This window comes from Streptomyces spinosus, from assembly GCF_020400655.1.
Lineage (GTDB): Bacteria > Actinomycetota > Actinomycetes > Streptomycetales > Streptomycetaceae > Streptomyces > Streptomyces argyrophylli.
Map to the genome: position 1 here is coordinate 86,089 of NZ_JAINRC010000003.1, position 26,811 is coordinate 112,899.

At 72.5% G+C, this 26,811-nt stretch carries 21 protein-coding genes and 1 riboswitch; of the genes, 2 read left to right on the forward strand and 19 right to left on the reverse strand.

Annotated features, from left to right (window positions below):
* Position 1: 1 nt before the first annotated feature.
* The 13 genes from LG395_RS07295 to LG395_RS07355 all read right to left on the reverse strand — a co-directional run bounded on the left by LG395_RS07295 (position 2) and on the right by LG395_RS07355 (position 15,452).
* A complete protein-coding gene (locus LG395_RS07295; protein WP_225808839.1) occupies positions 2–943 on the reverse strand; it encodes a Ppx/GppA phosphatase family protein in 942 nt (313 codons plus the stop codon).
* Positions 940–1,500 carry a DUF501 domain-containing protein gene (locus LG395_RS07300; RefSeq protein ID WP_171155558.1) on the reverse strand — a complete coding sequence of 187 codons (561 nt, stop codon included), beginning with the start codon at positions 1,498–1,500 and terminating at the stop codon, positions 940–942. Before LG395_RS07300 ends, LG395_RS07295 begins: the two co-directional genes overlap by 4 nt.
* A gap of 49 nt (positions 1,501–1,549) precedes the next feature.
* Positions 1,550–2,026, reverse strand: coding sequence for an FtsB family cell division protein (locus LG395_RS07305; RefSeq protein ID WP_171155557.1), 477 nt, complete (start codon positions 2,024–2,026; stop codon positions 1,550–1,552).
* A gap of 105 nt (positions 2,027–2,131) precedes the next feature.
* The gene (gene eno / locus LG395_RS07310) at positions 2,132–3,433 is read right to left on the reverse strand and encodes a phosphopyruvate hydratase (RefSeq protein WP_225808840.1); all 1,302 of its coding nucleotides are present in this window, start codon (positions 3,431–3,433) and stop codon (positions 2,132–2,134) included.
* Positions 3,434–3,737: 304 nt separating this feature from the next.
* On the reverse strand, positions 3,738–4,487 hold the full coding sequence (locus LG395_RS07315) for a LysM peptidoglycan-binding domain-containing protein (RefSeq protein ID WP_225808841.1): 750 nt from the start codon (positions 4,485–4,487) through the stop codon (positions 3,738–3,740).
* A gap of 4 nt (positions 4,488–4,491) precedes the next feature.
* A riboswitch (cyclic di-AMP (ydaO/yuaA leader) is annotated at positions 4,492–4,663 on the reverse strand.
* Between the two features lie 183 nt (positions 4,664–4,846).
* Positions 4,847–5,941, reverse strand: a complete 1,095-nt coding sequence (locus tag LG395_RS07320) for a LysM peptidoglycan-binding domain-containing protein (protein WP_225808842.1) — start codon at positions 5,939–5,941, stop codon at positions 4,847–4,849.
* A 236-nt stretch (positions 5,942–6,177) separates the two neighbouring features.
* Complete coding sequence (locus tag LG395_RS07325) at positions 6,178–7,491, reverse strand: cytochrome P450 family protein (protein WP_225808843.1); 1,314 nt, start codon at positions 7,489–7,491, stop codon at positions 6,178–6,180.
* A gap of 287 nt (positions 7,492–7,778) precedes the next feature.
* Entirely contained in the window at positions 7,779–8,768 is a 990-nt protein-coding gene (locus LG395_RS07330) for a nucleoside triphosphate pyrophosphohydrolase (RefSeq protein WP_225808844.1), read from the reverse strand.
* Between the two features lie 109 nt (positions 8,769–8,877).
* Positions 8,878–9,525, reverse strand: coding sequence for a SurA N-terminal domain-containing protein (locus LG395_RS07335; RefSeq protein WP_225808845.1), 648 nt, complete (start codon positions 9,523–9,525; stop codon positions 8,878–8,880).
* Between the two features lie 156 nt (positions 9,526–9,681).
* On the reverse strand, positions 9,682–10,509 hold the full coding sequence (locus tag LG395_RS07340) for a glycoside hydrolase domain-containing protein (protein ID WP_171155545.1): 828 nt from the start codon (positions 10,507–10,509) through the stop codon (positions 9,682–9,684).
* A gap of 154 nt (positions 10,510–10,663) precedes the next feature.
* Positions 10,664–12,178: a serine/threonine-protein kinase gene (locus LG395_RS07345; protein ID WP_171159964.1), complete on the reverse strand. Its 1,515-nt coding sequence runs from the start codon at positions 12,176–12,178 to the stop codon at positions 10,664–10,666.
* A gap of 17 nt (positions 12,179–12,195) precedes the next feature.
* Positions 12,196–12,846, reverse strand: coding sequence for a hypothetical protein (locus LG395_RS07350; protein WP_171155544.1), 651 nt, complete (start codon positions 12,844–12,846; stop codon positions 12,196–12,198).
* Between the two features lie 188 nt (positions 12,847–13,034).
* The gene (locus tag LG395_RS07355; RefSeq protein ID WP_225808846.1) at positions 13,035–15,452 is read right to left on the reverse strand and encodes an N-6 DNA methylase; all 2,418 of its coding nucleotides are present in this window, start codon (positions 15,450–15,452) and stop codon (positions 13,035–13,037) included.
* 188 nt (positions 15,453–15,640) lie between these two features.
* On the opposite strand from LG395_RS07355, the gene LG395_RS07360 reads away from it, so the two are divergent.
* Both LG395_RS07360 and LG395_RS07365 read left to right on the forward strand, forming a co-directional pair.
* Positions 15,641–16,342 carry an Rv1352/Rv1906c domain-containing protein gene (locus LG395_RS07360; RefSeq protein WP_225808847.1) on the forward strand — a complete coding sequence of 234 codons (702 nt, stop codon included), beginning with the start codon at positions 15,641–15,643 and terminating at the stop codon, positions 16,340–16,342.
* Positions 16,343–16,440: 98 nt separating this feature from the next.
* Complete coding sequence (locus LG395_RS07365; protein WP_225808848.1) at positions 16,441–17,193, forward strand: hypothetical protein; 753 nt, start codon at positions 16,441–16,443, stop codon at positions 17,191–17,193.
* A 64-nt stretch (positions 17,194–17,257) separates the two neighbouring features.
* Here the strand turns inward: LG395_RS07365 and LG395_RS07370 are convergent, their stop codons facing one another.
* The 6 genes from LG395_RS07370 to LG395_RS07395 form a co-directional block, all read right to left on the reverse strand.
* Positions 17,258–18,001, reverse strand: coding sequence for a GNAT family N-acetyltransferase (locus tag LG395_RS07370; RefSeq protein ID WP_225808849.1), 744 nt, complete (start codon positions 17,999–18,001; stop codon positions 17,258–17,260).
* A gap of 85 nt (positions 18,002–18,086) precedes the next feature.
* The gene (locus LG395_RS07375; protein ID WP_225808850.1) at positions 18,087–18,803 is read right to left on the reverse strand and encodes an HNH endonuclease family protein; all 717 of its coding nucleotides are present in this window, start codon (positions 18,801–18,803) and stop codon (positions 18,087–18,089) included.
* 432 nt (positions 18,804–19,235) lie between these two features.
* Entirely contained in the window at positions 19,236–19,382 is a 147-nt protein-coding gene (locus LG395_RS07380) for a MerR family DNA-binding transcriptional regulator (protein WP_372463213.1), read from the reverse strand.
* A 28-nt stretch (positions 19,383–19,410) separates the two neighbouring features.
* Positions 19,411–22,941, reverse strand: a complete 3,531-nt coding sequence (mfd, locus tag LG395_RS07385) for a transcription-repair coupling factor (RefSeq protein ID WP_225808851.1) — start codon at positions 22,939–22,941, stop codon at positions 19,411–19,413.
* A 237-nt stretch (positions 22,942–23,178) separates the two neighbouring features.
* The gene (locus tag LG395_RS07390) at positions 23,179–25,761 is read right to left on the reverse strand and encodes an ABC transporter permease (protein ID WP_225808852.1); all 2,583 of its coding nucleotides are present in this window, start codon (positions 25,759–25,761) and stop codon (positions 23,179–23,181) included.
* Entirely contained in the window at positions 25,758–26,546 is a 789-nt protein-coding gene (locus LG395_RS07395; RefSeq protein WP_171155529.1) for an ABC transporter ATP-binding protein, read from the reverse strand. Before LG395_RS07395 ends, LG395_RS07390 begins: the two co-directional genes overlap by 4 nt.
* Positions 26,547–26,811: the final 265 nt, after the last annotated feature.

Genomic DNA, 26,811 nt, shown 5'->3' on the forward strand with positions numbered 1-26,811 from the left:
ATCAGGTCAAGGACCAGGCGATGCCGTCGAGGATGTCGTGTTCGCTCACCACGACCTCCTCGGCGCCCGTCCGCTCCATGAGCGCGAGCAGGACGAGGGCGCCCGCGCCGATGACGTCGACCCGGCCCGGGTGCAGGGACGGGATCGCGGCGCGCTCGGCGTGCGTGGAGCGCAGCAGCCGTTCGGTGATCTCGCGCACCCGGTCCCGGGAGACCCGGGAGTGGTGGATGCGCGTGGAGTCGTACGCGGGCAGCTCCTGGGCGATGGCGGACACCGTGGTGACGGACCCGGCCAGGCCCACCAGGGTGTGCGCGTCGCGCAGCGGGACCGACTGCTCGGCGAGGTCCAGCGCGGCCTCGATGTCGGCCCGCATGGCGGCGATCTCCTCCTCGGTGGGCGGGTCGCTCACCTCGCCGCCGTGCACCAGGTGCCGCTCCGTCATGCGCACGCAGCCGACGTCCACCGACCGGGCGGCGCGCACGTGGTCGTCGCCGACGACGAACTCGGTGGAACCGCCGCCGATGTCCACGACCAGGTAGGGCCGGATGAGGTCGCCGCGGCCGGTGAGCTCCTTCGTGGCACCCGTGAAGGAGAACTCGGCCTCCTGGTCACCGGTGATGACCTCCGGCTCGACCCCGAGGATGTCCAGCACACCGCGCACGAACTCCTCGCGGTTCTCGGCATCGCGGGAGGCGGAGGTGGCGACGAAGCGCAGGCGCTCGGCACCGTGCTCCTTGATGACCTCCGCGTACTCGCGGCAGGCGGCGAAGGTGCGCTCCAGCGCCTCGGGCGCGAGCCGGCCGGTGCGGTCGACCCCCTGGCCGAGCCGCACGATCGTCATCCGGCGGTCCAGGTCGGTCAGTTCGCCCGTCGCCGGGTCGGCGTCCGCGACCAGCAGACGGATGGAGTTGGTACCGCAGTCGATGGCGGCCACGCGGGTCACTTCTCGTCCCCCTCGCTGTCGTCGCGCTCGTCCGTCCCGGCGCTGCCGGGCGTCACGCACGCGCCCTTGCGCCACCACTCCGGCAGCATCGCCAGGGCCTCGTCGCCGAGCGGGTTCACACCGGGGCCGGCGGCCAGCGAGTGGGCGACGAGGACGTGCAGGCACTTCACCCGGTCCGGCATGCCGCCCGCGCTCGGGAAGCCCTGGAGGACCTCGATCTCGTCCCGGCGGCGGACGTAGTCCTCGTGCGCGGCCCGGTACGCGGCGGCCAGCTCGGGGTCACGGCCCAGCCGCTCGGTCATCTCCTTCATCACGCCGTTCGCCTCCAGCGTGCCGATGGCGGAGGACGCCTTCGGGCACGTCAGGTAGTACAGCGTCGGGAAGGGCGTGCCGTCGGGCAGGCGCGGTGCCGTCTCCACGACGTCCGGCTGACCGCACGGGCAGCGGTGCGCGATGGCCCTGAGGCCGCGCGGCGGGCGGCCCAGCTGCTGCTTGAAGGCCTCTACGTCCGCGTCGGTGGGCTCGGTGCGCGGAGTGGGCGGCGGAGGGGTTTCCATGACTGCTTTCAGGGTGGGTTCGTGTCGGTTGCCGGACCGGACGGGCCGGTCACTGGTCGGAGGCGTCGGCCTTGTCGACGCCTTCCCAGACGTTGGTGTACCAGGGCCGGCGGGCGGCCCCGAGGTCCGCGCGGGACTGCCTGGCGGCGCCCGGGTCGACGACCACGTACCCGGTCTCGCCGGGCATCACGTAGTGCAGCCGGCGGCGGATCTGCTGCTCGGCGTAGGCGTCGTCCTGCCAGCGCGCCTTCAGGTCGCGCAGCTGCTCGACGCGTTCACGGGCCTGCTCCCGCTGCCGCTCGAGGTCGGCGATCTGCTCGCGCTGGGAGACATACTGCCGCATCGGGTAGGCGAGGGCGACGATCATCGTGCACAGCACGAGCGCCAGCAGGGCCGCGCGGCCGGTGAGCCGGGAGCGGCGGGCCTGCCGCTTGGTCTGGGAACGGTAGACCCGGGCCGCGGTCTGCTCGCCGAGCAGCCGCAGCCTGGTCGCGGTGGAGAAACGGTCCCGGTCCCTCACGGCCATCTGGCTCTCCGCCTCCCCTTCCACACGCGCGTACGTCCCCGGACACGGTACGGGACCGGGCACGGGGACGTACGTACGACTGGCTAAGCCTTACGCCAGGATGGGTCAGCCCTTGGAGATCCCGCCGCGGAAACGCGGGAACGCGCTGCGGCCCGCGTACACCGCCGCGTCGTCGAGGATCTCCTCGATGCGCAGCAGCTGGTTGTACTTGGCGACGCGCTCGGAGCGGGCCGGGGCACCGGTCTTGATCTGGCCGCAGTTGGTGGCGACGGCCAGGTCGGCGATGGTGACGTCCTCGGTCTCGCCGGAGCGGTGCGACATCATGCACTTGAAGCCGTTGCGCTGGGCCAGCTCGACGGCGTCCAGGGTCTCGGTCAGCGAGCCGATCTGGTTGACCTTGACCAGCAGGGCGTTGGCGGCGCCCTCCTCGATGCCGCGGGCGAGGCGCTCGGGGTTGGTGACGAACAGGTCGTCGCCGACCAGCTGGACCTTGTCGCCGAGCTTGTCGGTGATGACCTTCCAGCCGGCCCAGTCGTCCTCGAACAGCGGGTCCTCGATGGAGACGAGCGGGTAGGCCGCCACGAGCTCCTCGTAGTACTCCGTCATCTCGGCGGCGGAGCGCTCCTTGCCCTCGAAGAGGTACTTGCCGTCCTTGTAGAACTCGGAGGCGGCCACGTCGAGCGCGAGGGTGATCTGCTGGCCGGCGATGTAGCCGGCCTCCTTGATGGCCTCCAGGATGAGGTCGAGGGCCTCACGGTTGGAGCCGAGGTTCGGGGCGAAGCCGCCCTCGTCGCCGAGGCCGGTGGACAGGCCCTTGCTCTTCAGGACCTTCTTCAGGGTGTGGTAGACCTCGGTGCCCCAGCGCAGGGCCTCGGAGAAGGACTCCGCGCCGATCGGGGCGATCATGAACTCCTGGATGTCCACGTTGGAGTCGGCGTGCGAGCCGCCGTTCAGGATGTTCATCATCGGCACCGGCAGCAGGTGCGCGTTCGGGCCGCCCAGGTAGCGGAAGAGGGGGAGGTCGCTGGCCTCGGAGGCGGCGTGCGCGACGGCGAGCGAGACGCCGAGGATGGCGTTGGCGCCGAGGGAGCCCTTGTTGTCGGTGGCGTCCAGGTCGAACATGGCCTGGTCGATCAGGCGCTGCTCGGTGGCGTCGTAGCCGACCAGCTCCGGACCGATCTGCTCGATCACGGCGAGGACGGCCTTCTCGACGCCCTTGCCCTGGTAGCGGTTCGGGTCGCCGTCGCGGAGCTCGATGGCCTCGAAGGCGCCGGTCGAGGCGCCGGACGGGACGGCGGCACGACCCGTGCTGCCGTCGTCGAGGCCGACCTCGACCTCGACCGTGGGGTTGCCTCGGGAGTCCAGGATTTCCCGGGCTACGACGACGTCGATGGACGGCACGAGCATCTCCTTCTTGGATGTGACGCTGGAAGTGCGGGGCGGTGTGCCTTACGGCTGTGCCTTGCGACTAGAGCCTAACCGTCCCAGGGGCGTCGGCCGGCGACCGACCGCCCCGTGGACAAGCCGACGGTACCTTTTGTTTCTAGCCGAAACAAAGGGTTCCGGTGCCGCGGACGCAAAAAGCCCCGCCCCGGTGCGTACGGGGGAACACGCACCGGGGCGGGGAGCCCGTGGGGACGGGGGTACGGCCCACCAGGGGCCTTCGGCGCGGCCCGCGCGAAGGCGCGGGCCCCGGGCCGGGGACGGGGTCTTACTTCAGGTGCAGCTGCTGACCCGGGTAGATCAGGTTGGCGTCCTCGACGATGTCCTTGTTCAGCTCGAACAGCTTCTGCCAGCCGCCCCGCACGTGCTGCTTGGCGGCGATGGAGCTGAGGGTGTCACCGGTGACGACCTTGTACTCGCCGTCGCCCTTCTTGACCTTCTTGCCGGTCGGGGTGGTGACGGTCTTGCTCTGGCCCTTGCTCGCGCTCGCGGCCGGACGCTCGGCGGAGCGGGAGGCGGCCTGCTCGCCGGTGGAGCGGGTGGAGGTGGAGCCGCCCGAGCCGGTCGAGGTGCTCGAACCGGTGGAGGTGTTCGAACCGGTGGAGGTGCTCGGGGTGGAGGTGCTCGGGGCGGAGCCGTTGTACGGGGTGCCGGACAGGCCCGTGCCGCAGACCGGCCAGGCGCCCTTGCCCTGAGCGGCGAGGACCTTCTCGGCGACGGCGATCTGCTGCGCCTTGCTCGCCTTGTCGGCGGTGCCGGCGTACTGCGTGCCGCCGTACGCGGCCCAGGTGGAGGCGGAGAACTGCAGACCGCCGTAGTAGCCGTTGCCGGTGTTGATGGACCAGTTGCCGCCGGACTCGCACTGGGCGACCGCGTCCCACTGGGAGGCGGTGGCGGCGGAGGCGTTGCCGGCCGCCATCAGCGGAGCGGCGACGGCGGCACCGGTGACACCGGCGAGCGCGACGGCGCGGACGGCCTTGGACGGACGACGGTGCTTGCCCTTGCTGGAAAACAGCATGGATCGATCCCCTCACCGACGCCTGCGAGGTGAGCTGTCGGGTTCGGGCCGGTTGAGTTGCCCGGCCGCGCTCCGCTCACGCGGAGGCGGCTTCACCCCGAGCCGGTTCCGGCATCAACTGCCGGGCCCGGCACCTACCTTGGGTCCCCCGCTCCTGCCTACGGCGCTTGACGCGACGACTGTTCCCGGGCGACCGCTGGCAGGATTCGGCGTTGCGGCTGCCGGGGCTCGTGGTGACGAGCGATCACGACCGTAGACACGCGATCCGCGGAATTTCAAAGACGATCAGGGCTTCTGAGACTCATCCCACACTTTCGCCAAATCGGACATTAGGGCGCTAAGCGGGACGTCAACTCCCCCTACTTCCCGCCCGATTCGCCCCCGACTTCCAGGGTCTGACCGGCACTGATGTGATTCGGGTCGGACCCGATGGCCTTCTTGTTGCCGTCGTACAGCGCGTGCCATCCGCCGTCGACGTCAAGGGAGTCGGCGATGGAGGCGAGGGTGTCACCCTGACGGACGGTGTACGTGTCCGCCCCGCGGGAGGCGTGCCGACCGGCGGATGCGGCGTTCTGACCGTTTGTCACGCTTTCGTCCGCGCCGCTCTCGTCCGCGCTCGCACCCCGGTGGCGTCCGCCGCCGAGGGACCCGGTGTCTACCAGGCTCCAGGAACCGGCCGCCTGCTGCGGGTCGTTCGCCACGCCGGCGTCCGGGGTGACGGTAGGCGTGCTGCCGGTTCCCTGCGGGCTTCCGGTGTCCGGCGCGGTGGACTTGTCGGACTTGGGAGTGTTGGTCCCCGGCGAACCGGTGGCCGCATCGGCACCCTTGTCCGGCTTGACGCTCGGCGTGGTGGCGGTCTCCTCCGAGGAGGAACCGGCCCCGGAGCCGGAGTTGGCGCCGGAGTCCGCGTCGGCGGAGGGTGACGAATCCGGCAGACCGGACGAGTCTGAGCTGTCGGAGCTGTCGGAGGAACCGGATGTACCCGAGTTGCCCGCCGATCCGGACGTTTTACCCGAACCGCCCGCTTTACCCGAACCGCCCGAGCCGCCGACGCCCGTGTCGACGTGCGTCGAACCCGCGTCCTCGGTGAGACCGGACAGCAGGGCGCAGGTGGCCCAGGGCGTGGTGCCCTTGTCGGCGAGGATCTTCTCGGCGACGGCGATCTGCTGGTTGCGGCTCGCCTGGTCGGGGCTGGCCGCGTACTGGCCGCCGCCGTAGGCGTTCCAGTCGTCCTGCGAGATCTGCAGGCCGCCGTAGTACCCGTTGCCGGTGTCCGCGCTCCAGGAGCCGCCGCTCTCGCACTCGGCCACCTTGTCCCACGTGGTGCCGTCGGCCGCGTTGGCACTCGCCGCGCCGAGCAGCGGGATGGCGATGGCGGAGCCGGTCACTCCGGCCGCGACGAGGAGAGCCGGGGCCTGGCGGGGGCGACGGTGTCGGCCGTTCCCGGAGAGCATGCAGAAGCCTTTCGAGCGACAGCAGGACCGGCGCGGCGGAAGGAGCCGGTCGCCGCGCTGATGGGTGAACGTATCGGCAGACGATCACTTGTCACAAGTTCATGCCGCACAGATCACGTGAAGATCACATAGTTGAACGTCTGTCATGTTGCCTTGAAGAGGCTGTGCGCAGTCCTGCCGGACCGGGTCGGACGGCGCGCCCAGAAGGCGCGGAGCGCTTGAAAGGCGCGGAGCGCTCAGGAGGCGGGCGTGAACTCCACCGGCAGGGTGCGCAGGCCGCGCATGATGAGCCCGCCGCGCCAGCGCAGCTCGGCCGGGTCCGCGGCCAGCCGCAGGTCGGGCAGGCGGGTGAGCAGGGTGGCGAGCGCGGTCTGGCCCTCCAGGCGGGCGAGCGGCGCACCGAGGCAGTAGTGGATGCCGTGGCCGTACCCGAGGTGCTGGTTGTCGCGGCGGGCGAGGTCCAGCACGTCCGGGTCGGCGAACCGCTCCGGGTCCCGGTCGGCGGCGGCGAGGACCACGAGCACCGGGTCGCCCGGCGCGATCCGCTGTCCGCCGATGGTGAGCGGCTCGGTGGCGAAGCGCCAGGTGGCCAGCTCCACCGGGCCGTCGTAGCGCAGCAGCTCCTCCACGCCGGTCGCCAGCAGGTCCGTCTCTCCGCGCGCCAGGGACTCCTGCAGCCATCGGCGCTGCCCGGGGTGGGTGAGCAGGGCGTAGGTGCCGTTGCCGATGAGGTTGACCGTCGTCTCGAAGCCGGCGAACAGGAGGATGAAGGCCATGGCGGCGGCCTCGTTCTCGGTGAGGTGCTCGCCGTGGTCGGAGGCGCGGATGAGGCCCGAGATCAGGTCCTCGCCGGGCTGGGGCTCGGCGGGCAGCGCCTCGCGCTTCTTGTGGATGAGCTCGGCGAGGTAGCCGCGCATCTTCTTCACCGACCGGGCGACGCCTCCCCGGGGGCCTCCGCCGTGCCGGATCATCATGCCCGCCCAGTCCCGGAAGTCGTCCTGGTCCTCACGCGGGACGCCGAGCAGGTCGCAGATGGCGTAGATGGGCAGCGGGAAGGCGAACTCGTGGATGAGGTCGGCGGAGCCGCTCCGCGCGAACCGGTCGATGAGGTGGTCGGTCAGCTCCTGCACCCGGGGCGCGAACTCGGCGACCCGGCGGGGCGTGAAGGCCTTGCTGACCAGCCGGCGCAGCCGGGTGTGGTCCGGCGGGTCGATGTTCAGCAGATGCGTCATCAGCTCGGCCTTGCGCTCGCCGGGGATACCGGTCTTGCCCTTGGCGTGCGCGGGCTCGTCGTGATGCGCCGGGTTCTTGCTGAGCCGCTGGTCGGCCAGGGCCTGCCGGGCATCGGCGTACCGGGTGACCAGCCAGGCCTCGACCCCGCTCGGCAACCGCGTCCGGTGCACGGGTGCGTGCTCGCGCAGCCAGGCGTAGGCGGGATAGGGGTCGGTGGCGAACTCCCAGCTGAACAGGGCGGGGGCCGGCCCGCCCGGGTGGGAGGACGGCTCGGCGGGTCGGGAGGACGGCTCGGCGGGACAGGGCTGGTCGGTCACCCCTCGACCGTATCCGGCTCGCTGGGGGTGTCGGACGGGGTGGGGGCCTGGTGGGTCGGGGCGGGCTGGGGGCCGGAGTGCCGGCTGTACCGGACGGGCGGGCCCCGGGGACAGCACGGCGCCGGTGCTGGGCGGGCAGGCCGGCCTCCGGGACAGCGCGGCGCCGGTGCCAGGCCGGCAGGCGCTCGGCAGCCCATGACCAGCCCCGGCACACCGGCCGCCGCCCCCGGAGCCGTGCTGTCCCGGGTGCCGGGCAGGCCGGTCTCCGGGACAGCGCGGCGCCGCCGTTAGGCCGGCAGGCCCTCGGCGGCTCGTATCGCGTCCCGGTAGGCCCGGGCCGCCGCGCGCAGTGCCGCCTCCGGGTCGGTGCCCGCCGCCTCGGCGCGGGCGGCCAGCGCCAGCAGCTCGTAGCCGATGCCGTCCCCCTGCGGCAGCGGGACGTCGAGGCCGGCCGTGCGGGTGCGGGAGGCGAGCTTGGCGGCGAGGGCCAGGCCGGGCTGGCCGAGCGGGACGCCGTCCGTGACCGACTCGCGCCGCTTCTCCTCGGCCTTGGTGCGCAGCCAGTGCTCCTTGACGTCCTCCGGGGTCTCGGCCTGCTCGTCGCCGAAGACGTGCGGGTGCCGGTGGACGAGCTTGGCGACGATGCCGCCGGCCACGTCGTCGACGGAGAACGGCGCGTCCGGGTCCTCCTCGGCGATGCGGGAGTGGAAGACGACCTGGAGGAGGACGTCGCCCAGCTCCTCGCGCAGTTCCGCGCGGTCGCCGGCCTCGATCGCCTCGACCAGTTCGTAGGCCTCCTCGATGCCGTACTTCGCCAGGCCCTCGTGGGTCTGCCGGGAGGACCACGGGCACTCGGCGCGGATGCGGTCCATGACCTGCACGAGGTCCAGCAGGCGGGCGCCCGGCAGGTCGTAGGAGGCGGGGAGCAGCTCCAGCTCCGGCATGGCGATCCGGCCGGAGCTCGCCAGCCGGGCGAGGCCGTCGGTGAGGGCGGGCTCTCCCTCCCCCGTGGCCACGACCACCACCGTCCGGCCGCCGGCACACGCGTCGACCAGCTCCTGGGCGGTGGGGGACGCCTCCGCCACGGTTATCCCGGCCTCGCGCAGGTACGGCAGCTGCGGATGGGCGCCGTCCGCGCACAGCACGGCGTCGGCGGTCCGCAGGGCCTGCCAGGCGGGCCAGGACAGCAGACCGGGGGCGACGCGGTGGCTGGTGGTGAGCAGGACGATGCGGCCGGGGGCGGCTCCCCCACGGGCCTCGGGGCTGGTTTCGTTCACGATCCGAACGTAACCCACCGGGCGAGGGAGCGGATCGGGTTGTCCACAGGCCCCCCGCGATCATGTGACCGTATGACCGGACGCGTCGCCGCGCCGGTCGGCGGCCCGCCTACGCCGTCACCGGCTCCCCGCCCGCCGTCGTGACCTCCCGTACCCACGGCGTCCCGGCGTCCACGCGGCTGCTCTTCTGCACGTCCCAGGAGCCGTAGCGCGGGTTGAGGTCGACGTGGAGCTCCTCCGACGCCTTGGACAGGGCCTTCCAGAAGGCGGGCTGACTGGTGTCGGTGCCGAGCCGCGCGGCCAGCTTCTGCGCCTCCAGCTGCAGGCGCAGGTTGTCGTCGAGGCGGGCCGGGGCGATGCCGTACTTCTGCAACCAGGCCGTCTCCAGGCCCTTGCCGCCGCCGGCCTGTCGCTCCAGATCACCGCGCATCTGCTGGATCTCCTTGCGGGTGACGCCGATGCCCGCGTCCCGCGCGGCGCGGTGCAGCACCCGGTCGAGCACCATGTTGTGCAGGGTGTCGCGGGTCAGGCTGCTGGTGGAGGAGACGACCTGCTGGTACTGCGCCTCGTCCGGCACCGCGGCGCGCTGCGCCCGGCGGACCTCGTTGACCCGGCCCTCCAGCTGGGCGACGGTGATCCGCTGCCCGCCGACTACGGCCGCGGCACCCGGGTGCGCGTCGCTTCCGCAGGCGGTCAGCAGGGGTGCCGCGGCGGCGGTCACGGCGGTGAGGACGAGCGCGGTGCGGCGGCGGTGCAAGGGGACCTCCCAGGGAGATTGTGCGGCGGTGCACAAAGTCTTGCGGTGATCGATGGTAGGCAGTGGGCAGGCTGCGGCCAACCCATTCGACCAACGATTCACGCGCGCTTCGGGCACCGCCGCGCCGCTCCCCGAGGGGCCGTCAGGCCGGCCGGGTCAGCCGACGATGGCCACGGGCGCGTCCCAGGCGTCCCGGTCGACGGTCAGCGTGACCCCGCCGTGCGCCTCCTTGCTGTTCACCATGTACTGGTGGCCGCGGCTGTGGCTCGTGTACTGGGTCGCGCCCCACGGCCAGTCCGCGGTGGTCGTGTTCTGCTTGTCCCACAGCGCGTACCAGAGGTTGCCCGGCAGGTCCGTCCTGTCCTTGGCGGTGGCGACGGCCTTGGCGCTGGAGCTGGTGAAGCCGTAGTAGCCGCCGCGGTAGGTCTTGGACCGCAGCGTCTTCATGAACGAGCGGACGTACGTGAGCACGGCGTCGTTGCACGTCTTGTTCTGGACGTCGTACGGCTCCATGTCGAGGTACACGGGGCTGCCCGCCTTCATGCCGAGCGCCGACGCCTTGGCGACCGCGTCCTTGGCGTCGGTCACGCCGAGGGACGCCGCGGTCGCGGCGGACAGCTTCTCGGGGCTGGAGCCGGTCTGGCAGGGCGGCTGGGCGCCGACGTAGATCGGGATGAGCTTCCAGCCGAGGGAGTTGACCGACTTCACCCAGGAGGCGGTGAGGTTGGGCTGGGCGCAGCCGCGGTTCTTGCCGCCCACGTAGACGGCGGCGGCGCCGTAGAAGCCGGTGTGCCAGGCCTTCATGGCCGACAGCGAGGGGGCGGTGCAGGTGTCGAACGCCCGGCCCGTGAAGGTCTTCTGGGCCGGCCAGGTGGTGGCGGCCATGGAGGTCTGGGCGGCGATCCCGGCCCCCGTGACGACGGCCGCGCCGGCCACCGCCCAGGTGAGGTACCTGCGCTTCTTCGACTGCCGATGACCGGCCATGAACCCCACCCCTGCTCGTCGCACGGCGCGTCGACGCGCGTGCGTGCCTGGCGAAAACGAAGCGAAACGTATCGGGCGCCGGCTCTGACGCCGGGAAACGCAAGCCCTTCGTGTGCCCAAGATCTTCTCAGAACACGGCGACGTCTCCGCGCGGCTACCCGCGTACCTGCCCCAGCCACTGCAGGGTCCGCCGGATCTCGGCGGCCAGCGGATGGCCGGGGCCGTGCAGCCGCTCGACGTCCAGGACGAGCCGCGCGAGGGTGTCGTGGGCGGCCGGCCGGTCGCCGAGGGCGAGCAGCAGATGGCCGATGCGGCGGCGCACCTCGTGGGCGAGCTGCGGGTCACCGGAGACGTACTGGTTCTCGTAGTACGGCAGCAGCGCGCGGTACTCGGCGAGCGCCGCCGCCGGTTCGCCCAGTTGCTCCAGGCACTGCGCGGCCTCGTAGCGGTAGCGCAGCGACTGCGGGTCGGCCTGGCCGGCCTCGGCGGCGCGTTCGTCGGCGAGCCGGCGCAGTTCGGGCAGCGCGCGCCGGTACTGGCCGTCGTCCATGAGCGTGGCCGCGTACTGCTTGCGCAGGGTGCGCACGACCGGTGAGTGCTCGCCGTGCTGCTCGGCGGCGGCCGGCAGGATCGCGCCCAGGATGTCGACGGCCTGTGTGATGCGGCCCTCGCCCAGCAGCCGCTTGACATCGTCCACGGCGGCGGCGACATCGGGCTTCTCGGCCACCGGCGGCGCCGGTGCGAGGGGCGCGGGCTGGGGCGCGGGGGTCCGTGCGCGGTCCGGCCAGGGGGCGTGCGGGCGCAGGAACGGGCGCGTGGGGTCCAGGGGCGCTCCGGTGGGCGTCCCGCGCGCGGGCAGGAGCAGCGCCAGGGCCTCGTACACCTCCTGCGCGGACGCCGGCCGGTGCTGCGGGTCCTTGGCGAGCAGCCGCAGCACCAGCCTCTCGAGCGCCTCGGGGACCTCGGGGCGGATCCGGCGCACGGGCAGCGGCGGCTCGTACAGGTGCCGGTGCAGCACGCCCAGGGCGGTGGAGCCCGCGAACGGCACCTCGCCGCTGAGCAGTTCGTGCATCAGCACGCCGAGCGCGTACAGGTCGGTGTACGGGCCGACCGCGCCGCCCATCGCCTGCTCGGGCGCCATGTAGGCGGGCGAGCCGATCGGGGAGCCGGTGTGCGTCAGGCGCGTGGTGTCGGTGTCCATCACCGAGGCGACGCCCAGGTCGAGGACGGTGACCGTGCCGTCCTGCTTCACCATCACGTTGCGCGGCTTGAGGTCGCGGTGCACGATCGGCACGGCGTGCACGGCGCTCAGCACGGCGCACAGCTGCGCGGCCACCGCGACCGTCCACTGCCACGGGTACGGGTCGTGCTCGGCGAGGTGGTCGGAGAGGTCGGCGCCGTCGACGTACTGCATGACGAGGAACAGCTCATCGCCCTCGCTGCCCGCGTCGTGCACCGTCACCAGGCCGGGGTGGTCCACCTGCGCGGTCACCCGGCACTCGCGCACGAAGCGGCGGCGCAGCTCGTCCGCCTCCTGGCCCGCCACCTTGTCCGGGCGCAGCAGCTTCACCGCCACACGCCGGTCGAGCCGGCGGTCGTACGCCGTCCAGACCTGGCCCATGCCGCCCTGCCCTATGAGCGTGGACAGTTCGTACCGGCCGGCGACCATGCGTCCCGTCGTCACGGTCACCGTCCGCCCTCGCCGTGGCCCTCGTGTCCGTCGTGCCGGCGCAGGTAGTCGCTGAGTTCGTCCAGCTCGGCGCGTACCTGGTCGATGCGGGCGGGCGCGGGGCGCCGGGGCGGCGCGGGGGCCGGGGGCACGGCCCCGGTGTGCGGCGGCCCGGGTGCCGGGGTGTGCGGCTGGGGCACCGGCGTGTGGTGCGCGGGCGGTACGGGGTGCTGCGGGGCCGGCACGGGCGCGGTGTACGGCGGCGCCGCGTGCCCGAAGCCGTAGGGTCCGGGCGCGGGCGGGGCGTGGGTGGTGGCGTGCGCAGGGGGGAACCCGGCGAACCGCTGCCGCTGGTGCAGCCGGATGTCCACGACCAGGTAGTACGCGGCGGACGCCACGCCGAGGAGGATGAGCAGGCCCAGGGCGACGTCGCTGCGCCAGTCCTGCTCCGGCAGTTCACCGACCACCACGAACCCGGTGATGGCCAGCGGCAGGCTCAGCCAGGCCGACAGCCAGTCGTACCAGCGGCCCCGCACGAAGGCCAGCCGGAACAACGGCAGGCACGACAGCAGTCCGCAGGTGAGGGCCCCGGCCGCCGCGAACATCACGCGCAGGGATATGACCTGTCCCGCGCTGCGGGGAGGCGGCACCGCGCCGTGGCCGTACATGACTGCTCCTGGACCGAGTGGGACCGATGGGACGGACACCGACGGGGACGGTGTCCCGGTCGGAGTCCGAGCGTATAGGCCGACACGGACAACGGGTCCCGGGTTGTACCGAACCGTTGTCGCACTGATCACTTCACGTGGTCCGGTCGCTCCACGGGGTTCGGCCGGGCCGCGTTCCGTGACCGGGTTCAGCCGGGCGCGACCGTGCCGTCCGTCAGGCCGTCGTACATCCCGCGCACCAGCTGTTCCCCGAGCCGGCTCGCCTGCCTGAGCGCCCGCTCGAACTCGTCCAGCGCGCGGAACCGGTCGCCGTAGCGCCGCTGTTCCTCCAGCGGGAGCCGGGGCAGCTGGAGCCGGCGCACGTCCAGCCGGGTCGCCGTGGAGGCGTAGCTGCTGGCCTGCCGGTTGTTGGCCGTGCCCCGCAGGAACCCGGCGAGGAACCACGGGTCGAGGGCCGACCGGTCCGGGCGCAGCAGCACGAGGTTGCGCCCCAGGACCGCGCCCCCGGTCGCCTCGTCGACCACGCGCGCCACCGATCCGCCGCCGACCACCGGTACGACGACGTCCCCCGGCTCGGTCAGTACGGCCTCCTCCTCGCTCTCCGGGAGCGTCCCCGAAGGCGCCGTCCCGGCGAGCACGTCATGGTCGGTGAGCACCGGCACGCGCGCGTGGCCGCCGTTCCCGCCGGTGCGCAGCACCAGCGCGCCCCCGCGCGCGAGTTCACCGACCGTGGTCAGCGGCCAGCGGGCGGCCGGCGCCGGGTCGGCCGGGGGCGGGGTGAGGTCGGTGGTCAGGCGCAGGGTGGCGCCCAGGCGCTCCCGCACCCGGGTGAGCTGCTCCGCGCCGTCGGCCACCGCGGCCGGCGGCAGATGGCGGGCGGGGGCCAGGTCCACGTCGTCGTCCAGGAGGTCGATGACCGGCACCGAACGGGCGAGCCCCGGCCGCTCCGCGAGCCGCCCCGCGCGCGTGAAGGCACCCCAGGCGTCCGTCACGGCCTCCCGCACCGCTTCCCAGTCCGGACCGCCCCGCCCCTCCCCGGCGAACCTCCCGGTGTCCACGAGCAGCACCTCCGGCGTCGCCGGCGCCCGGTCGGGCCGGCGCAGCACCCACAGGTGCAGCGGGATGTTGTACGGCGGTGCCGCCCCGACCGGCAGCGCGACCACGGCCCGCAGCGCGCCCCGGCGCAGCAGATCGGCGCGGATCCGGCGCCCGGAACGGCGGGACGCGGCGGCCGGCGGCATGAGCAGCACGGCGGTGCCGCCGTCGGTCAGCCGGGCCAGCGCGTGCTGCACCCAGGCCAGTTCGGACTCGGTGCGGGCCGGGAAGCCGTACTCCCAGCGGGGGTCGTAGGCGAGTTCGTCGTGGCCCCAGTTGCGCTCGTTGAACGGCGGATGGCACAGGACGACGTCGGCGCGCAGTCCGGGGTGCGCGTCGGCGCGCAGGGTGTCACCGGCGGCGGCGCGCACGGTGGCCCGGCTGTGCAGCGCGAGCCGCAGCGCGCTGATCGCGGCCAGTTCCGGGGCGCTGTCCTGGGCGTACAGCTCCTGGCCGGGCCGGCCGGCCACGGCGCGCAGCAGGGCGCCGGTGCCGCAGGCCGGGTCGAGGACGGTGCGGGCCGGGCCGGCGAGGTCGGCCATGAGACCGGCGAGTTCGGCCGGGGTGAGCGTGTACTGCCGGGGGTTGGCGTCCAGGTGCCGGCCCAGCAGGAACTCGAACGCCTGCCGGGCCCCCATCTCGGCGGCTAGTTCGGCGGCACCCCGCAGGAGGGGGGCGGAGAGGAGGAGTTGGGGGCCGGTGGGGGTGCGGAGGGCCGAGGCGGCTGGAGCCGCCGGGGCCGTTGAGGCGGTGGGGGTTTCTGTGGCTGCTGGGGCGGCTGGGGCGGCTGGGGCGGCTGGGGCGGTGTGAACGGCCCGCGCGGGGCGCGTGACGGACTGGGCGTCCACGGGCTGAGGCGTCTGTGAAGCGTTCACAGGAGATGGCGTCGGCGAGGCGTTCACGGCCGGGGGCCGGAGACCCGAGTTCACACGGTCGGCCTCGGCGCCGGCGTTCACGCCGTCGGCGTCACCGCCCGTGTTCACACCGTCGGCGTCACGACTGGCGTTCACACCCAGGGCGCCGCCACCGGCGTTCACGCCCCCGGCACCGCCCGCACCTGCCCCGGCTCCTGCCCCAGCCGCGCCCCGTGCCGGGCGTCCCACCGGTCCCACAGGTCCCCCGAGACGCGGGATCAGCACCTGGTCCAGCGCCCCGGACAGGATCGCGGCCAGCCGTGCGTCGGAACCCGCGCTCGCGTCGAGCCAGACGGTGGGCCGCTCGTGGATCAGCAGCAGCACACACCCGGTCCGCACCAGGGCCGGCAGCGGTCCTTCCGGGTGCCCGGCGAGTTGCTGCCATACGCGTTCGCGCAACGGCACCTCGGCGAGTTTCCCCTGCTTGCGCAGCCACGCCTCGACCTCGGCGAGCGCGAAGGACGGGCTGGTCTCGGTGCCGCCCACCGGTTTCGGGAAGTCGGCGTGCCGACGGCGCCAGTTGCTGACGGCGGCGCGGCCCACCCCGGCCAGCCGCGCGATACCAGCGGCGGTCACCTCTGTCGCGTTGTCCTGCACCGGCCCCGCTCCCCTCGTCCCGTGTGAGCACCGAGCATACCGACGTACACAAGGGATACCGGTTCACGACGTGTACTCCAATTGACCTGTGAACCGTGTTGACTCGGTTCACAGGCTCTGGTCTTATTGACCCAGCGAACGAGCGACCACCGGAGGGGGAGGTCGCAACGTCTGGGGAGGGGTTCGCCATGGGGATGAAGGCCAAGGTCGCGCTCGGTGCCGTCGTGGGGATCGTCGTCATCGGTGCCGTGTCCGCCAACGCCGGCAGCGACGGCAAGGACGGTGGTTCCGGCGGCGGGCACAAGGGGTCCTCGGCGTCGGCCGAGCACAGGTCCGGTGCCGGGAAGGGCTCTGGGGGAGCCGGCAAGTCCGGCGCGAAGCCCGAGAAGAAGAAGGCCGCCTTCGGGGGCGACGGCGAGTACCGGGTCGGCACCGACGTGAAGCCGGGGACGTACCGCACGACCGGCAACGACGACGGCATGTGCTACTGGGAGCGTGCCAAGGACGCCTCCGGCGAACTGGACTCCCTGCTCGCCAACGACAACGTCAGCGGGACCAGTTACGTGACCGTCAAGGCCACCGACAAGCTGTTCAAGTCCAGCGGCTGCGAGGACTGGGAGGCCGTGGACCCTAGGGCGAAGGGCACGCCCGCCTCCTCGATGGACGGCGACGGGGGCATGTTCAAGGTCGGTACGGACATCGCGCCGGGCACCTACCGGTCCACCGGCAACGGCGACGACTCCTGCTACTGGGAGCGTACGAAGGACGCCGACCACGGGCTGGACTCGATCATCGCGAACAACAACGTCACCGGTACGGCCGTCGTCACCATCAGCCCGTCGGACGCCTACTTCAAGACGAACGACTGCGGCACCTGGAAGAAGGCCTGACCCGTCCGCCCACCCGCGTCTCACCACCCCCCACTTCTCACCATCCGCTTCTCACCACCCGCTACTCACCACCTACTTCTCTCAGCGAGGAAACCGTCATGCGTCGTACCGCACTCGCCGCCCTCTGTCTCGCCGCCGCGGCCACGGCGGGACTCACCACCGGCTGCCAGCCGGGGCAGGACTCGGCGGACAGCAAGCCGAAGGGCCCGTTCGCCGGGCTGAGCGGCGGTCAGATCGCCGACCGCGCGCTGAAGGCCACCACGGGCGCCTCGTCCGTGCGGCTGAAGGGCCGGGTCAGCGACGACGAGAGCAAGGGCGTCATCGACATCGACATGGCGATCGACCACGAGGGCCGGTGCGCCGGCACGATGCGCATGAGCGGGCAGGGCAAGGCCGACCTGATCAAGACGGGCAGCACCGTCTACATGAAGTACGACGAGGCGTTCCTGCGCGCCCAGAGCGAGGGCGAGTCCAAGGAGGACACGCAGGCGGCCGTGGACATGCTGGCCGGGAAGTGGACCAAGATGGCCGTGAAGGGCCAGGACGCCAAGGACATCGCGAGCTTCTGCGACCTGGACTCGGTCCTCGGCGACATCAGCGGCGGCGGCACGGCGGGCACCACCCGCGGGAAGACGACGCAGGTCGACGGCACGCCCGCGATCACCCTGCACGAGAAGGACGGCAAGGAGCGCTACACGGCGTACGTGGCGACCGAGGGCAAGCCGTACCTGCTGCGGGTCGACAGCGTGTCCGGCGGGAAGGAGCCCGAGCACCTGTCGTTCGCCGACTACGGCAAGCCGGTGCCCGCGCGGAAGCCCACCGGCGAGATCGTCGACCTGGACGCGCTGTAGGAGCCGACGCGCCGGAACGGCCGGGGCCGGTGGCCGGTGCCGGTGGGCGGGGCCCGGAGGGGGGTCACAGCGGGTGGCGCATCCACACGTTGGGCTCGGTGTAGACGGCGTACCCGTGTTCCGGTTCGCAGCGGACCGGGACCAGTGCGCCGGGCACCTCGACGTCGCCCGCCGTGTCGAAGGGCAGCCCGGTCCAGCGGCGCCACTCCTCCAGCGAGCCGGTCACGGTCATGGAGGCCGGGGCGATGGAGTCGATGGTGGCGCCGGCCCGGGCGTGCACGCGCAGCCAGGGGTCCGCGGGCAGCCCGTCGGGGCGGACCCGGTGGGCGTACTCGGCGATCGGGGTGCGCGGTTCGCGGTGCTTGGCGTTGGGGCGGACGGGGGCGACGACCTCACGGAAGCCGCGGACGCGGGCGTTGTCGCGCATCGCCGAGAGCATGACGGACGACAGGCCCCGGCCCTGGGCGTGCGGGGCGATGGTGACCGCGATGGCGCTGACGGTGTCCGGGCGGGTGCCGTGGCGCAGGTCGGCGAAGGCCCACACCAGGACCTGGTCCCAGCCCCGGGCCGGCAGGGTGTGCCGGCCGTCCAGGCCGAGGGCGAAGGGCACGCTGTAGGCGTGGGCGACGACCTGGCCGTCCGCGTCCTCGGCGAACAGGGTGTACTCCGGCAGTTCGGTGGGGATGCGGCCGTAGTGGGCGTTGCCCACCAGGTCGTGGGTGACGAACTCCGGCCAGGTGTCGGCCATGCCGAGCACCGCCCCGAGCCGGTCGGGCCGCTCGGCGAGGCTGCTCACCTTGATGTCCATGACGGTCACGGTAGGCGGTGCCTGCCCGCGCGGGACAGCGAATTGCCCGGCGGCGGGACGGCGGTGGGGCAGGTGCCCGCGCGGGTCAGCGGGCCCGGAAGCGCTCGGGTGCCTTGGTGGGGTTGCCGCCGGTGGGGAGCTTCTGGCCGGGGCAGCCGGCCAGGACCTTCCTCATCGCGCTCCGCTCGGCGGCGGTGACCCACAGGCCGTACTTCTTCTTGACCGCGACCTGGGCGGCGACATAGGCGCACCGGTAGGACTTGTGCGGCGGCAGCCAGGTGGCCGCGTCGCCGTCGCCCTTGCCGCGGTTGGTGCTCGCGTCGACCGCGATGAGGTTCAGGGGGTCGTTGGCCAGCGCTATGCGCTTGCTCGGGTCCCAGTACTTGGCGCCCTTCTGCCAGGCGTCGGAGAGGGCGACGACGTGGTCGATGTCGACCTGGCTGCGACCGCGCCGGTAGGTGACGTCCTTGCCCGAGTAGGGGTCGGGGTCCAGCAGCCCGTAGGAGACCCTGCAACTGCCGCCGGTGAACCGCACCTTCTTCAGGTCGCGTTTGAGGATGTCGTCGCGGGTGTCGCAGGAGTTGGAGTCGGTGTCCGCCCAGGCGGTGCCGAACCGCTCCCTGGAGTAACCGGTCTTCGGCGCACGCCCCTTGACGGTCAGCGAGTCGACGGCGGCCAGGGCCGCGCCCCCGGTTCCGCCTTTCGCGGGCCCGGAGGCCCCCTCGGTCTGCTCGGCCCTGCAGCCGGTCACGGCGACCAGCACCGCCACGGCGATGGCCGCTCCGCCCCTCGGACGCGTCACGGTGCGTCTCCCTCCCTCACCCTGGCCCGCGCCGCGGGCGCGGGCGGATCGTTCCGCTCATCACCGTAACTTCCCGCTGCCGCCCGTCAGATGCCGGCGCAGGAGGGCTCGTCGGGAAGCACACCGGGTGCGAGGGGGAGAAGCTGACGGGCCGTTGCCGTCCGCGCGCTCCCGGCCGGGCTCGACCTCGTCACCGGCGTCAGGGTCCGACGGCCCTCGCGTGCCCGGGCGGAGCCCAGAGAGGAGCCACGAGAACAGCCGGCCCCGGAGCCCCCGTACCGTCGTCGTGACCGGCACCGGTGCCGGCCGCCACCGCGCGCGTTCGCCGAGGAGGGCGCCCGGGACCGTCGTACGGGCCGCGCCGGAGCGGTACGGCCGGATCGACGCGCTCGTCGGCGACGCGGCCGTCGTCACCGCGGACTTGGCGCGCGGCTACGCGCCGACCCGGACGTCCGTACCGGTGGCGTACGCGCGGCAGCCGTCGGCGGCACGCACGGACGTGATCAGGCCCTGCCGCTCACAGTGGCGCAGGGCGCGCGGTGCCCTCCCGGTGGCCTCCGCCGGCTCACCGATCCGCACGCGCGCCCCGTCCCCCGTACTCCCGCCGTCATCCCAGGACGGAGGTGAGGAACTCGCCGACCCAGGCCAGCAGTTCGCGGCCGACCAGCGGCTTGCCGCCCACCTTCGCGGTCTTCGGGCGCGGGACCAGCACCTGGTGGGCGGTGGACTTGATGACCGTGCCCGGGTAGAGCCGCTTGAGCCGCAGCTCCTGCGACTCGCGCAGTTCCACCGGCGCGAAGCGGATGTTGGTGCCCTGGAGGACGACCTCGCCGACGCCGCACGCGCGCGCGAGCATGCGCAGCCCGGCGACCAGCAGCAGGTTCTCCACCGGCTCGGGCAGCTTGCCGTAGCGGTCGGTGAGTTCCTCGCGGACGGCCTTGATGTCCTGCTCGGAGTTGGCCGAGGCGATCGAACGGTACGCCTGGAGGCGCAGCCGCTCGCCGGGCGCGTAGTCGTGCGGGACGTGCGCGTCGACCGGCAGCTCGATCTTGACCTCGAGCGGGGCCTCCTCCTCGATCCCGCCCGTCTCCAGCTGGCGCCGGTAGTCCGCGACGGCCTCGCCGACCATGCGGACGTACAGGTCGAAGCCGACGCCCGCGATGTGCCCGGACTGCTCGCCGCCGAGCAGGTTGCCGGCGCCTCGGATCTCCAGGTCCTTCATCGCGACGTACATGCCGGCGCCCATCTCGGTGTGCTGGGCGATGGTGGCCAGGCGCTCGTGCGCGGTCTCCGTCAGCGGCTTCTCCGGCGGGTACAGGAAGTACGCGTAGCCGCGCTCGCGGCCCCGGCCGACGCGGCCGCGCAGCTGGTGCAGCTGGGACAGGCCGAAGGTGTCGCCGCGCTCCACGATCAGCGTGTTGGCGTTGGAGATGTCGATGCCGGACTCGACGATCGTGGTCGAGACGAGGACGTCGAACTTCTTCTCCCAGAAGTCGACGACCACCTGCTCCAGCGCGGACTCCGACATCTGGCCGTGGGCGGTCGCGATGCGGGCCTCGGGGACGATGTCGCGGAGTCTGGCGGCGGCGCGGTCGATGGACTCGACGCGGTTGTGGATGTAGAAGACCTGGCCCTCGCGCAGCAGTTCGCGGCGGATGGCGGCGCCGATCTGCTTCTCCTCGTAGGGCCCGACGAAAGTGAGCACCGGGTGGCGCTCCTCCGGGGGCGTGGTGATCGTGGACATCTCGCGGATGCCGGTGACCGCCATCTCCAGGGTGCGCGGGATCGGGGTGGCGGACATGGTCAGCACGTCGACGTTGGCGCGGAGCTTCTTCAGCTGCTCCTTGTGCTCGACGCCGAAGCGCTGCTCCTCGTCGACGATGACCAGGCCCAGGTCCTTGAACTTGGTCTCCGAGGAGAACAGGCGGTGGGTGCCGATGACGACGTCCACGGAGCCGTCCTTCAGCCCTTCCAGGACGGCCTTGGCCTCGGTGTCGGTCTGGAAGCGGGACAGCGCCCGCACGTTGACCGGGAACTGTCCGTACCGCTCGGAGAACGTGCCGAAGTGCTGCTGCACCAGCAGGGTCGTGGGGACGAGGACGGCGACCTGCTTGCCGTCCTGTACGGCCTTGAAGGCGGCCCGGACCGCGATCTCGGTCTTGCCGTAGCCGACGTCGCCGCAGACCAGACGGTCCATGGGGACCGACTTCTCCATGTCCTCCTTGACCTCGGCGATGGTGGTGAGCTGGTCCGGGGTCTCCGCGTACGGGAAGGCGTCCTCCAGCTCGCGCTGCCAGGGGGTGTCGGCGCCGAAGGCGTGGCCGGGGGCGGCCATGCGGGCGCTGTAGAGCTTGATCAGGTCGGCGGCGATCTCCTTGACGGCCTTCTTCGCGCGCGCCTTGGTCTTCGTCCAGTCGGCGCCGCCGAGGCGGTGCAGGGTGGGTGCCTCGCCGCCGACGTACTTGGTGATCTGCTCCAGCTGGTCGGTCGGGATGTACAGCCGGTCGCCGGGCTGGCCGCGCTTGGCGGGCGCGTACTCCACGACCAGGTACTCGCGGGTGGCGCCCTGGACGGTGCGCTGCACCATCTCGATGTAGCGGCCCACGCCGTGCTGCTCGTGGACGATGTAGTCGCCCGGCTCCAGGGTGAGCGGGTCGATGGTCTTGCGGCGGCGGGCCGGCATCCGGGCGCCGTCGCGGGTGGCGGTGCGCTGCCCGGACAGGTCGGTCTCGGTGAGCACGGCGAGTTCGAGCCCCGGGTCCACGAAGCCGTACTCGATCGAGCCGCAGGAGACGTGCACCACGGAGGGGCTGAGCTCGCCGAGGTCGTTGTCGAGGCGGGCGGCGATGCCCTCGCCGCCGAGCACCTCCACCGTGCGGGCGGCCGGGCCGTGGCCCTCGGTGACGAACACCGCGCGCCAGCCGTCGGCGAGCCAGCCCTTGGTGTCGGCGAGGGCCCGCGCGGTGTCGCCGCGGTAGGTCTCGGGGGCGTGCATGCCGAGCTTGAGGGTGTCCGCGTCCAGTTCCTCGTCGGCGGCGAACGGGGACACCGACCACCACATCATGTCCAGCTCGCGCGCGCGGTCGCGGACGTCGGCGATGGACCACAGGGAGGCCGCGCCGACGTCGATCGGGGCCTCGCCGCCGCCGGCGGTGGCCGCCCAGGACGCCTGGAGGAACTCCTGGCTGGTGGCGACGAGGTCGGCGGCGCGGGTGCGGACCCGCTCCGGGTCGCAGACGACGGCCATGGCGCCCTCGGGCAGGACGTCGAGCAGCAGCTCCATGTCGTCCACGAGGACCGGGGCCAGGGACTCCATGCCCTCGACCGCGATGCCCTCGGCGATCTTGTTCAGGAGTTCGCCGAGTTCCGGGTGCTCCTCGGCGAGGGCACGCGCGCGTGCGCGGACGTCGTCGGTGAGCAGCAGCTCGCGGCAGGGGGGCGCCCACAGGCCGTGCTCGGCGACTTCCAGGGAGCGCTGGTCGGCGACCTTGAAGTAGCGGATCTCCTCGATGTCGTCGCCCCAGAACTCGATGCGCAGGGGGTGTTCCTCGGTGGGCGGGAAGACGTCCAGGATGCCGCCGCGCACGGCGAACTCGCCGCGCTTCTCGACCAGCTCCACGCGCGCGTAGGCGGCGGCCGCGAGGGCTTCGACGACGTCGTTCAGGTCGGCGCTCTGGCCGGTCCGCAGCGCCACCGGTTCCAGGTCGCCGAGGCCCTTGACCTGCGGCTGGAGCACGGAGCGCACGGGGGCCACGACGACGGAGACCGGGCCGGTCTCGGGGTCGTCGGGGCGGGGGTGGGCGAGGCGGCGCAGGACGGCGAGGCGGCGGCCGACGGTGTCGCTGCGCGGGCTGAGCCGCTCGTGCGGGAGGGTCTCCCAGGAGGGGTACTCCACGACGCCCTGTTCGGGCAGCAGGGAGCGCAGGGCGGCGGCGAGGTCCTCGGCCTCCCGGCCGGTCGCGGTGACCGCCAGCACCGGGCGGCCGGCCTCGCGGGCCAGGGCGGCGATGGCGAAGGGCCGGGCGGCCGGGGGGCCGACCAGGTCGACGTGCGGGCGGTTGCCGTCCGCCGCCGCCCTGATCGCTTCCGCGAGGGCGGGGTCCTTGACTACGGCGTCGAGCAGACCGTGCAGGCTCATGGAGGGGCTTTCCGTCCAGGGGGTCGGCAACACGAAGGGCCCGACTCGTGCGACGGGCCGGGGCTGTCCAGCGTACGACGGTGTGGGCGAGGGTGCGGGGGGCTGTGGACAACGGCGGGCGTGCGGACAGCGCGGAAACCCGGTGCCGGGAAGTCCCCCAGGACTCCCCGGCACCGGGTCCGCCCGCCGCAACCCCCGTGTGCGGTGGCCGTCGGCCCAGCCCGTCCGGCTGGTGCGCTACTCGGTCGCGATGGCGTTCAGGACGTTCATGCGGCCCGCGCGGAACGCCGGGATCAGCGCGGCGAACAGGCCCACGAAGGCCGAGCCGACGAAGACGCCGGTGATCGTCGGCCAGGGGATCTCCAGGACGTTCAGGCCCTCCAGGGCGAGGAGCTTCTGGGCGGTCGCGCCCCAGCCCATGCCGAGCCCGAGGCCGAGCAGGGCGCCGAAGACGGCGATCACCACGGACTCCAGGCGGATCATGCGGCGCAGCTGGCGGCGGGAGAGACCGATGGCCCGCATGAGGCCGATCTCCCGGGTCCGCTCGACCACCGACAGGGCCAGGGTGTTCACCACACCGAGGACCGCGACGATGATCGCGAGGGCCAGCAGGCCGTAGATCATGTTCAGCAGCTGGCCGATCTGGTCCTTCAGCGCCTTCTTGTAGTCGGTCTGGTCGCGCACGGTCAGCGCCGGGTCGTCGCGCAGTGCCGACTTCAGCGCCTTGTAGGCGGCGGCTTCCTGCCCGTCCTTGGCGGTGGCGAACATCAGCTGGTCGAGGGGCATGCGGTCGGCCGGGACGTACCTGGCGGCGGTGGCGATGGAGACGTACATCGCGCCCTTGTCGACGACGACCTCGTCGCTGGTGATCGCGCGGACCGTCAGCTTCGCCGTGCGGCCGCCCTCGAAGTGGACGGCGACCGTGGAGCCGAGCTTGATGCCGTGGTCCTTGGCGAAGCCCTCGAAGACGGACATCGAGTCGGGCTTGTAGGCGTCGGCGAGGTCGCCGGCGACGGTCTTGGTGCGCAGGTCCTGCACGTAGGTCGCGTCGGCCGCGTTGATGGTCTCCTTCTTGGCGACCCGGCCGTCCGGCGTGGTCAGGGACGCGTCCAGGAGCTTGTACTCGGTGACCCGCTCCAGGCCGGGCGTGTCCTTGATCTTCTGCACCATCTGGGGCTTGATCAGGTTGTACTCCTGCTCGCCCTGGATGATGAAGTCGGTGCCCACGGTCTTGTCCAGCTGGTCGGTGGCCGAGGCCACCATGGAGGAGCCGACCACCGACAGGCAGGCGACCAGGGCGAGGCCGATCATCAGGGCGGCGCCGGTGGCGCCGGTGCGGCGCGGGTTGCGCAGCGCGTTGCGTTCGGCCATGCGGCCCACGGGTCCGAAGACCCGCAGGATGACGGCGCCGAGGACGCGGACCAGTCCGGCGGCGAGCAGCGGGCCGATGACGACGAAGCCGATGAGCGTGGCCACCACGCCCAGACCCAGCCAGCCCGAGCCGGTCTTGGCCTGGTCGGCGGTGGCGGCGGTGTACAGGCACCAGCCGCCGGCGCCGGTCAGGAGCAGACCGGTCACGGCCCGGACGGCACCGGCCCTGGCGTCGGCCGGGGCGCCCGCGTCGCGCAGGGCGGCCATCGGGGAGACCTTGCCGGCGCGCCGGGCGGGCAGGTAGGCGGCGAGGACGGTGACGACCACGCCGAGGAGCAGGCCGATCGCGGGGGTGGTCCAGGCGACGGTGAGGTCGTCGGTGGACAGTTTCATGCCGATCCGGCCCATGAGTTCCATCAGGCCGATCGCGATGCCGACGCCCGCGCCGACGCCGAGCACCGAGCCGAGGACGCCGAGCAGCAGCGCTTCGAGCAGCACGGAGCGGTTGACCTGCTTGCGGGAGGAGCCGATGGCGCGCAGCAGGCCGATCTCGCGGGTGCGCTGGGCGACCAGCATGGAGAAGGTGTTGATGATCAGGAAGATGCCGACGAGGAAGGCGATCCCGGCGAAGCCGAGCATCGCGTACTTCATGACGTTCAGGAAGCTCTGGACGTCCTTCTGGTTGGCGTCGGCGACCTCCTTGGCGGTCTGCACCTTGTAGCCGTGCCCGAGGACGGCGGTGACGTTCTTCTTCAGCTGCGCGTCGGTGACGCCCTTGGCGGCCATGACGTTGACGTCGGTGTAGACGCCGGTGCGGCCGAGGAGGGCCTGCTGGGCGGTCTTCGTGTCCAGGTAGAAGATCGCCGCGCCGGGGTTGGTGACCTTGAAGGCGGCGATGCCGGACACGCGCGCGTGGTGCGTGCCGACGGCCGTGATCACGCCGATCTCGTCGCCGAGCTTGAGGTGGTGCTTGCCGGCGGTGTCGGCGTCGACCATCACCTGGTCCGGGCCCTTGGGCGCGGCACCGGAGGTGATCTCCATGGTGCGGGCGTCGTTGCCGTTCCAGCTGCCGACGATGGTGGGCGCGCCGCTGGTGGGCGACAGCTTGTCCTTGTCGGCGTCGATGACGGTGACCGCGGTGGAGAACACCGTGCCCTCGGCGGACCGGACGCCCCGGGCCCCGCGGACCTCGCCGACCACGGAGGCGGGCAGCACGGGCGGCTTGCCGGTGCGGGAGGTGGTCTCCCCGGTGTCGGAGGAGCCCTCGGCGCTGACCTGGACGTCGGAGGACGTGGCCTGGAAGAGCTTGTCGAAGGTGGTGTTCATGGTGTCGGTGAACACGAGCGTGCCGCACACGAACGCCACCGACAGCAGGACCGCGATCGCCGACAGCGCCATGCGGCCCTTGTGCGCGAGGAAGTTGCGCATCGAGGTCTTCAGCACGGTCATGACGTGCGCCCCCGGGCGTCGAAGTCCTTCATGCGGTCCAGGACCTGTTCGGCCGTCGGCTGGTACATCTCGTCGACGATCCGGCCGTCGGCGAGGTAGAGCACGCGGTCGGCGTAGGAGGCGGCCACGGGGTCGTGGGTGACCATGACGATGGTCTGGCCGAGTTCGTCCACCGAGCGGCGCAGGAAGCCCAGGACTTCGGCTCCCGCGCGCGAGTCGAGGTTCCCGGTCGGCTCGTCCCCGAAGATGATCTCCGGGCGGGCGGCGAGCGCGCGGGCCACGGCGACGCGCTGCTGCTGGCCGCCGGAGAGCTGGGTGGGCCGGTGCTTGAGGCGCCCGGCGAGCCCGACGGTCTCCACCACGCGGTCCAGCCAGGCCCGGTCGGGCTTGCGGCCGGCGATGTCCATGGGCAGCGTGATGTTCTCGATCGCGTTCAGCGTCGGCAGCAGGTTGAACGCCTGGAAGATGAAGCCGATCCGGTCCCGGCGCAGCTGGGTAAGCTTCTTGTCCTTCAGGCCGGTGATCTCGGTCTCGTCGAGGTGGATCTGACCGCTCGTCACGGTGTCCAGGCCGGCCAGGCAGTGCATCAGGGTGGACTTGCCGGACCCGGAGGGGCCCATGATCGCGGTGAACTGACCGCGGGCGATGTCCACGTCGACGTGGTCCAGGGCGACGACACGGGTCTCGCCCGACCCGTACGCCTTCACGACCTGCCGCGCCCGCGCGGCAACGGCCGTACGCCCTCCAGTGCCCCCGTGCCTGGGAATGGTCACAGCCGATGTCACGGTATGTCTCCTATGTCGGTTGACAGGTCGTGGTCGATGCCCCGGTGTTCCGGGCGTCGTCCTGGATTGACGTCGATGAGTCTCGCGGTCGGCGCGGGTGTCGCGCGCTGGTGCGGGGCCCCGTCTTTCCCGGGGGTAATCCCCACCCCCGCGGGTGCGGTCCGCCGCCCCCCAGCGGCGTAAAGCCAGGTTAAGGAACACCCCCGGCCGGTCTCGTCCTCCGCCGGGACGAACCCTCCCCGAGCCGTAGTACGGAGGAACCCCT

What these genes read in the sequence shown, in the direction of transcription:
- LG395_RS07300 (WP_171155558.1), bottom strand. Translation starts at nt 1,500, where the DNA reads ATGGAAACCCCTCCGCCGCCCACTCCGCGCACCGAGCCCACCGACGCG.
- LG395_RS07305 (WP_171155557.1), bottom strand. Translation starts at nt 2,026, where the DNA reads ATGGCCGTGAGGGACCGGGACCGTTTCTCCACCGCGACCAGGCTGCGG.
- eno (WP_225808840.1), bottom strand. Translation starts at nt 3,433, where the DNA reads ATGCTCGTGCCGTCCATCGACGTCGTCGTAGCCCGGGAAATCCTGGAC.
- LG395_RS07315 (WP_225808841.1), bottom strand. Translation starts at nt 4,487, where the DNA reads ATGCTGTTTTCCAGCAAGGGCAAGCACCGTCGTCCGTCCAAGGCCGTC.
- LG395_RS07320 (WP_225808842.1), bottom strand. Translation starts at nt 5,941, where the DNA reads ATGCTCTCCGGGAACGGCCGACACCGTCGCCCCCGCCAGGCCCCGGCT.
- LG395_RS07340 (WP_171155545.1), bottom strand. Translation starts at nt 10,509, where the DNA reads ATGGCCGGTCATCGGCAGTCGAAGAAGCGCAGGTACCTCACCTGGGCG.
- LG395_RS07345 (WP_171159964.1), bottom strand. Translation starts at nt 12,178, where the DNA reads ATGGTCGCCGGCCGGTACGAACTGTCCACGCTCATAGGGCAGGGCGGC.
- LG395_RS07350 (WP_171155544.1), bottom strand. Translation starts at nt 12,846, where the DNA reads ATGTACGGCCACGGCGCGGTGCCGCCTCCCCGCAGCGCGGGACAGGTC.
- LG395_RS07360 (WP_225808847.1), top strand. Translation starts at nt 15,641, where the DNA reads ATGGGGATGAAGGCCAAGGTCGCGCTCGGTGCCGTCGTGGGGATCGTC.
- LG395_RS07365 (WP_225808848.1), top strand. Translation starts at nt 16,441, where the DNA reads ATGCGTCGTACCGCACTCGCCGCCCTCTGTCTCGCCGCCGCGGCCACG.
- LG395_RS07370 (WP_225808849.1), bottom strand. Translation starts at nt 18,001, where the DNA reads ATGGACATCAAGGTGAGCAGCCTCGCCGAGCGGCCCGACCGGCTCGGG.
- mfd (WP_225808851.1), bottom strand. Translation starts at nt 22,941, where the DNA reads ATGAGCCTGCACGGTCTGCTCGACGCCGTAGTCAAGGACCCCGCCCTC.
- LG395_RS07390 (WP_225808852.1), bottom strand. Translation starts at nt 25,761, where the DNA reads ATGACCGTGCTGAAGACCTCGATGCGCAACTTCCTCGCGCACAAGGGC.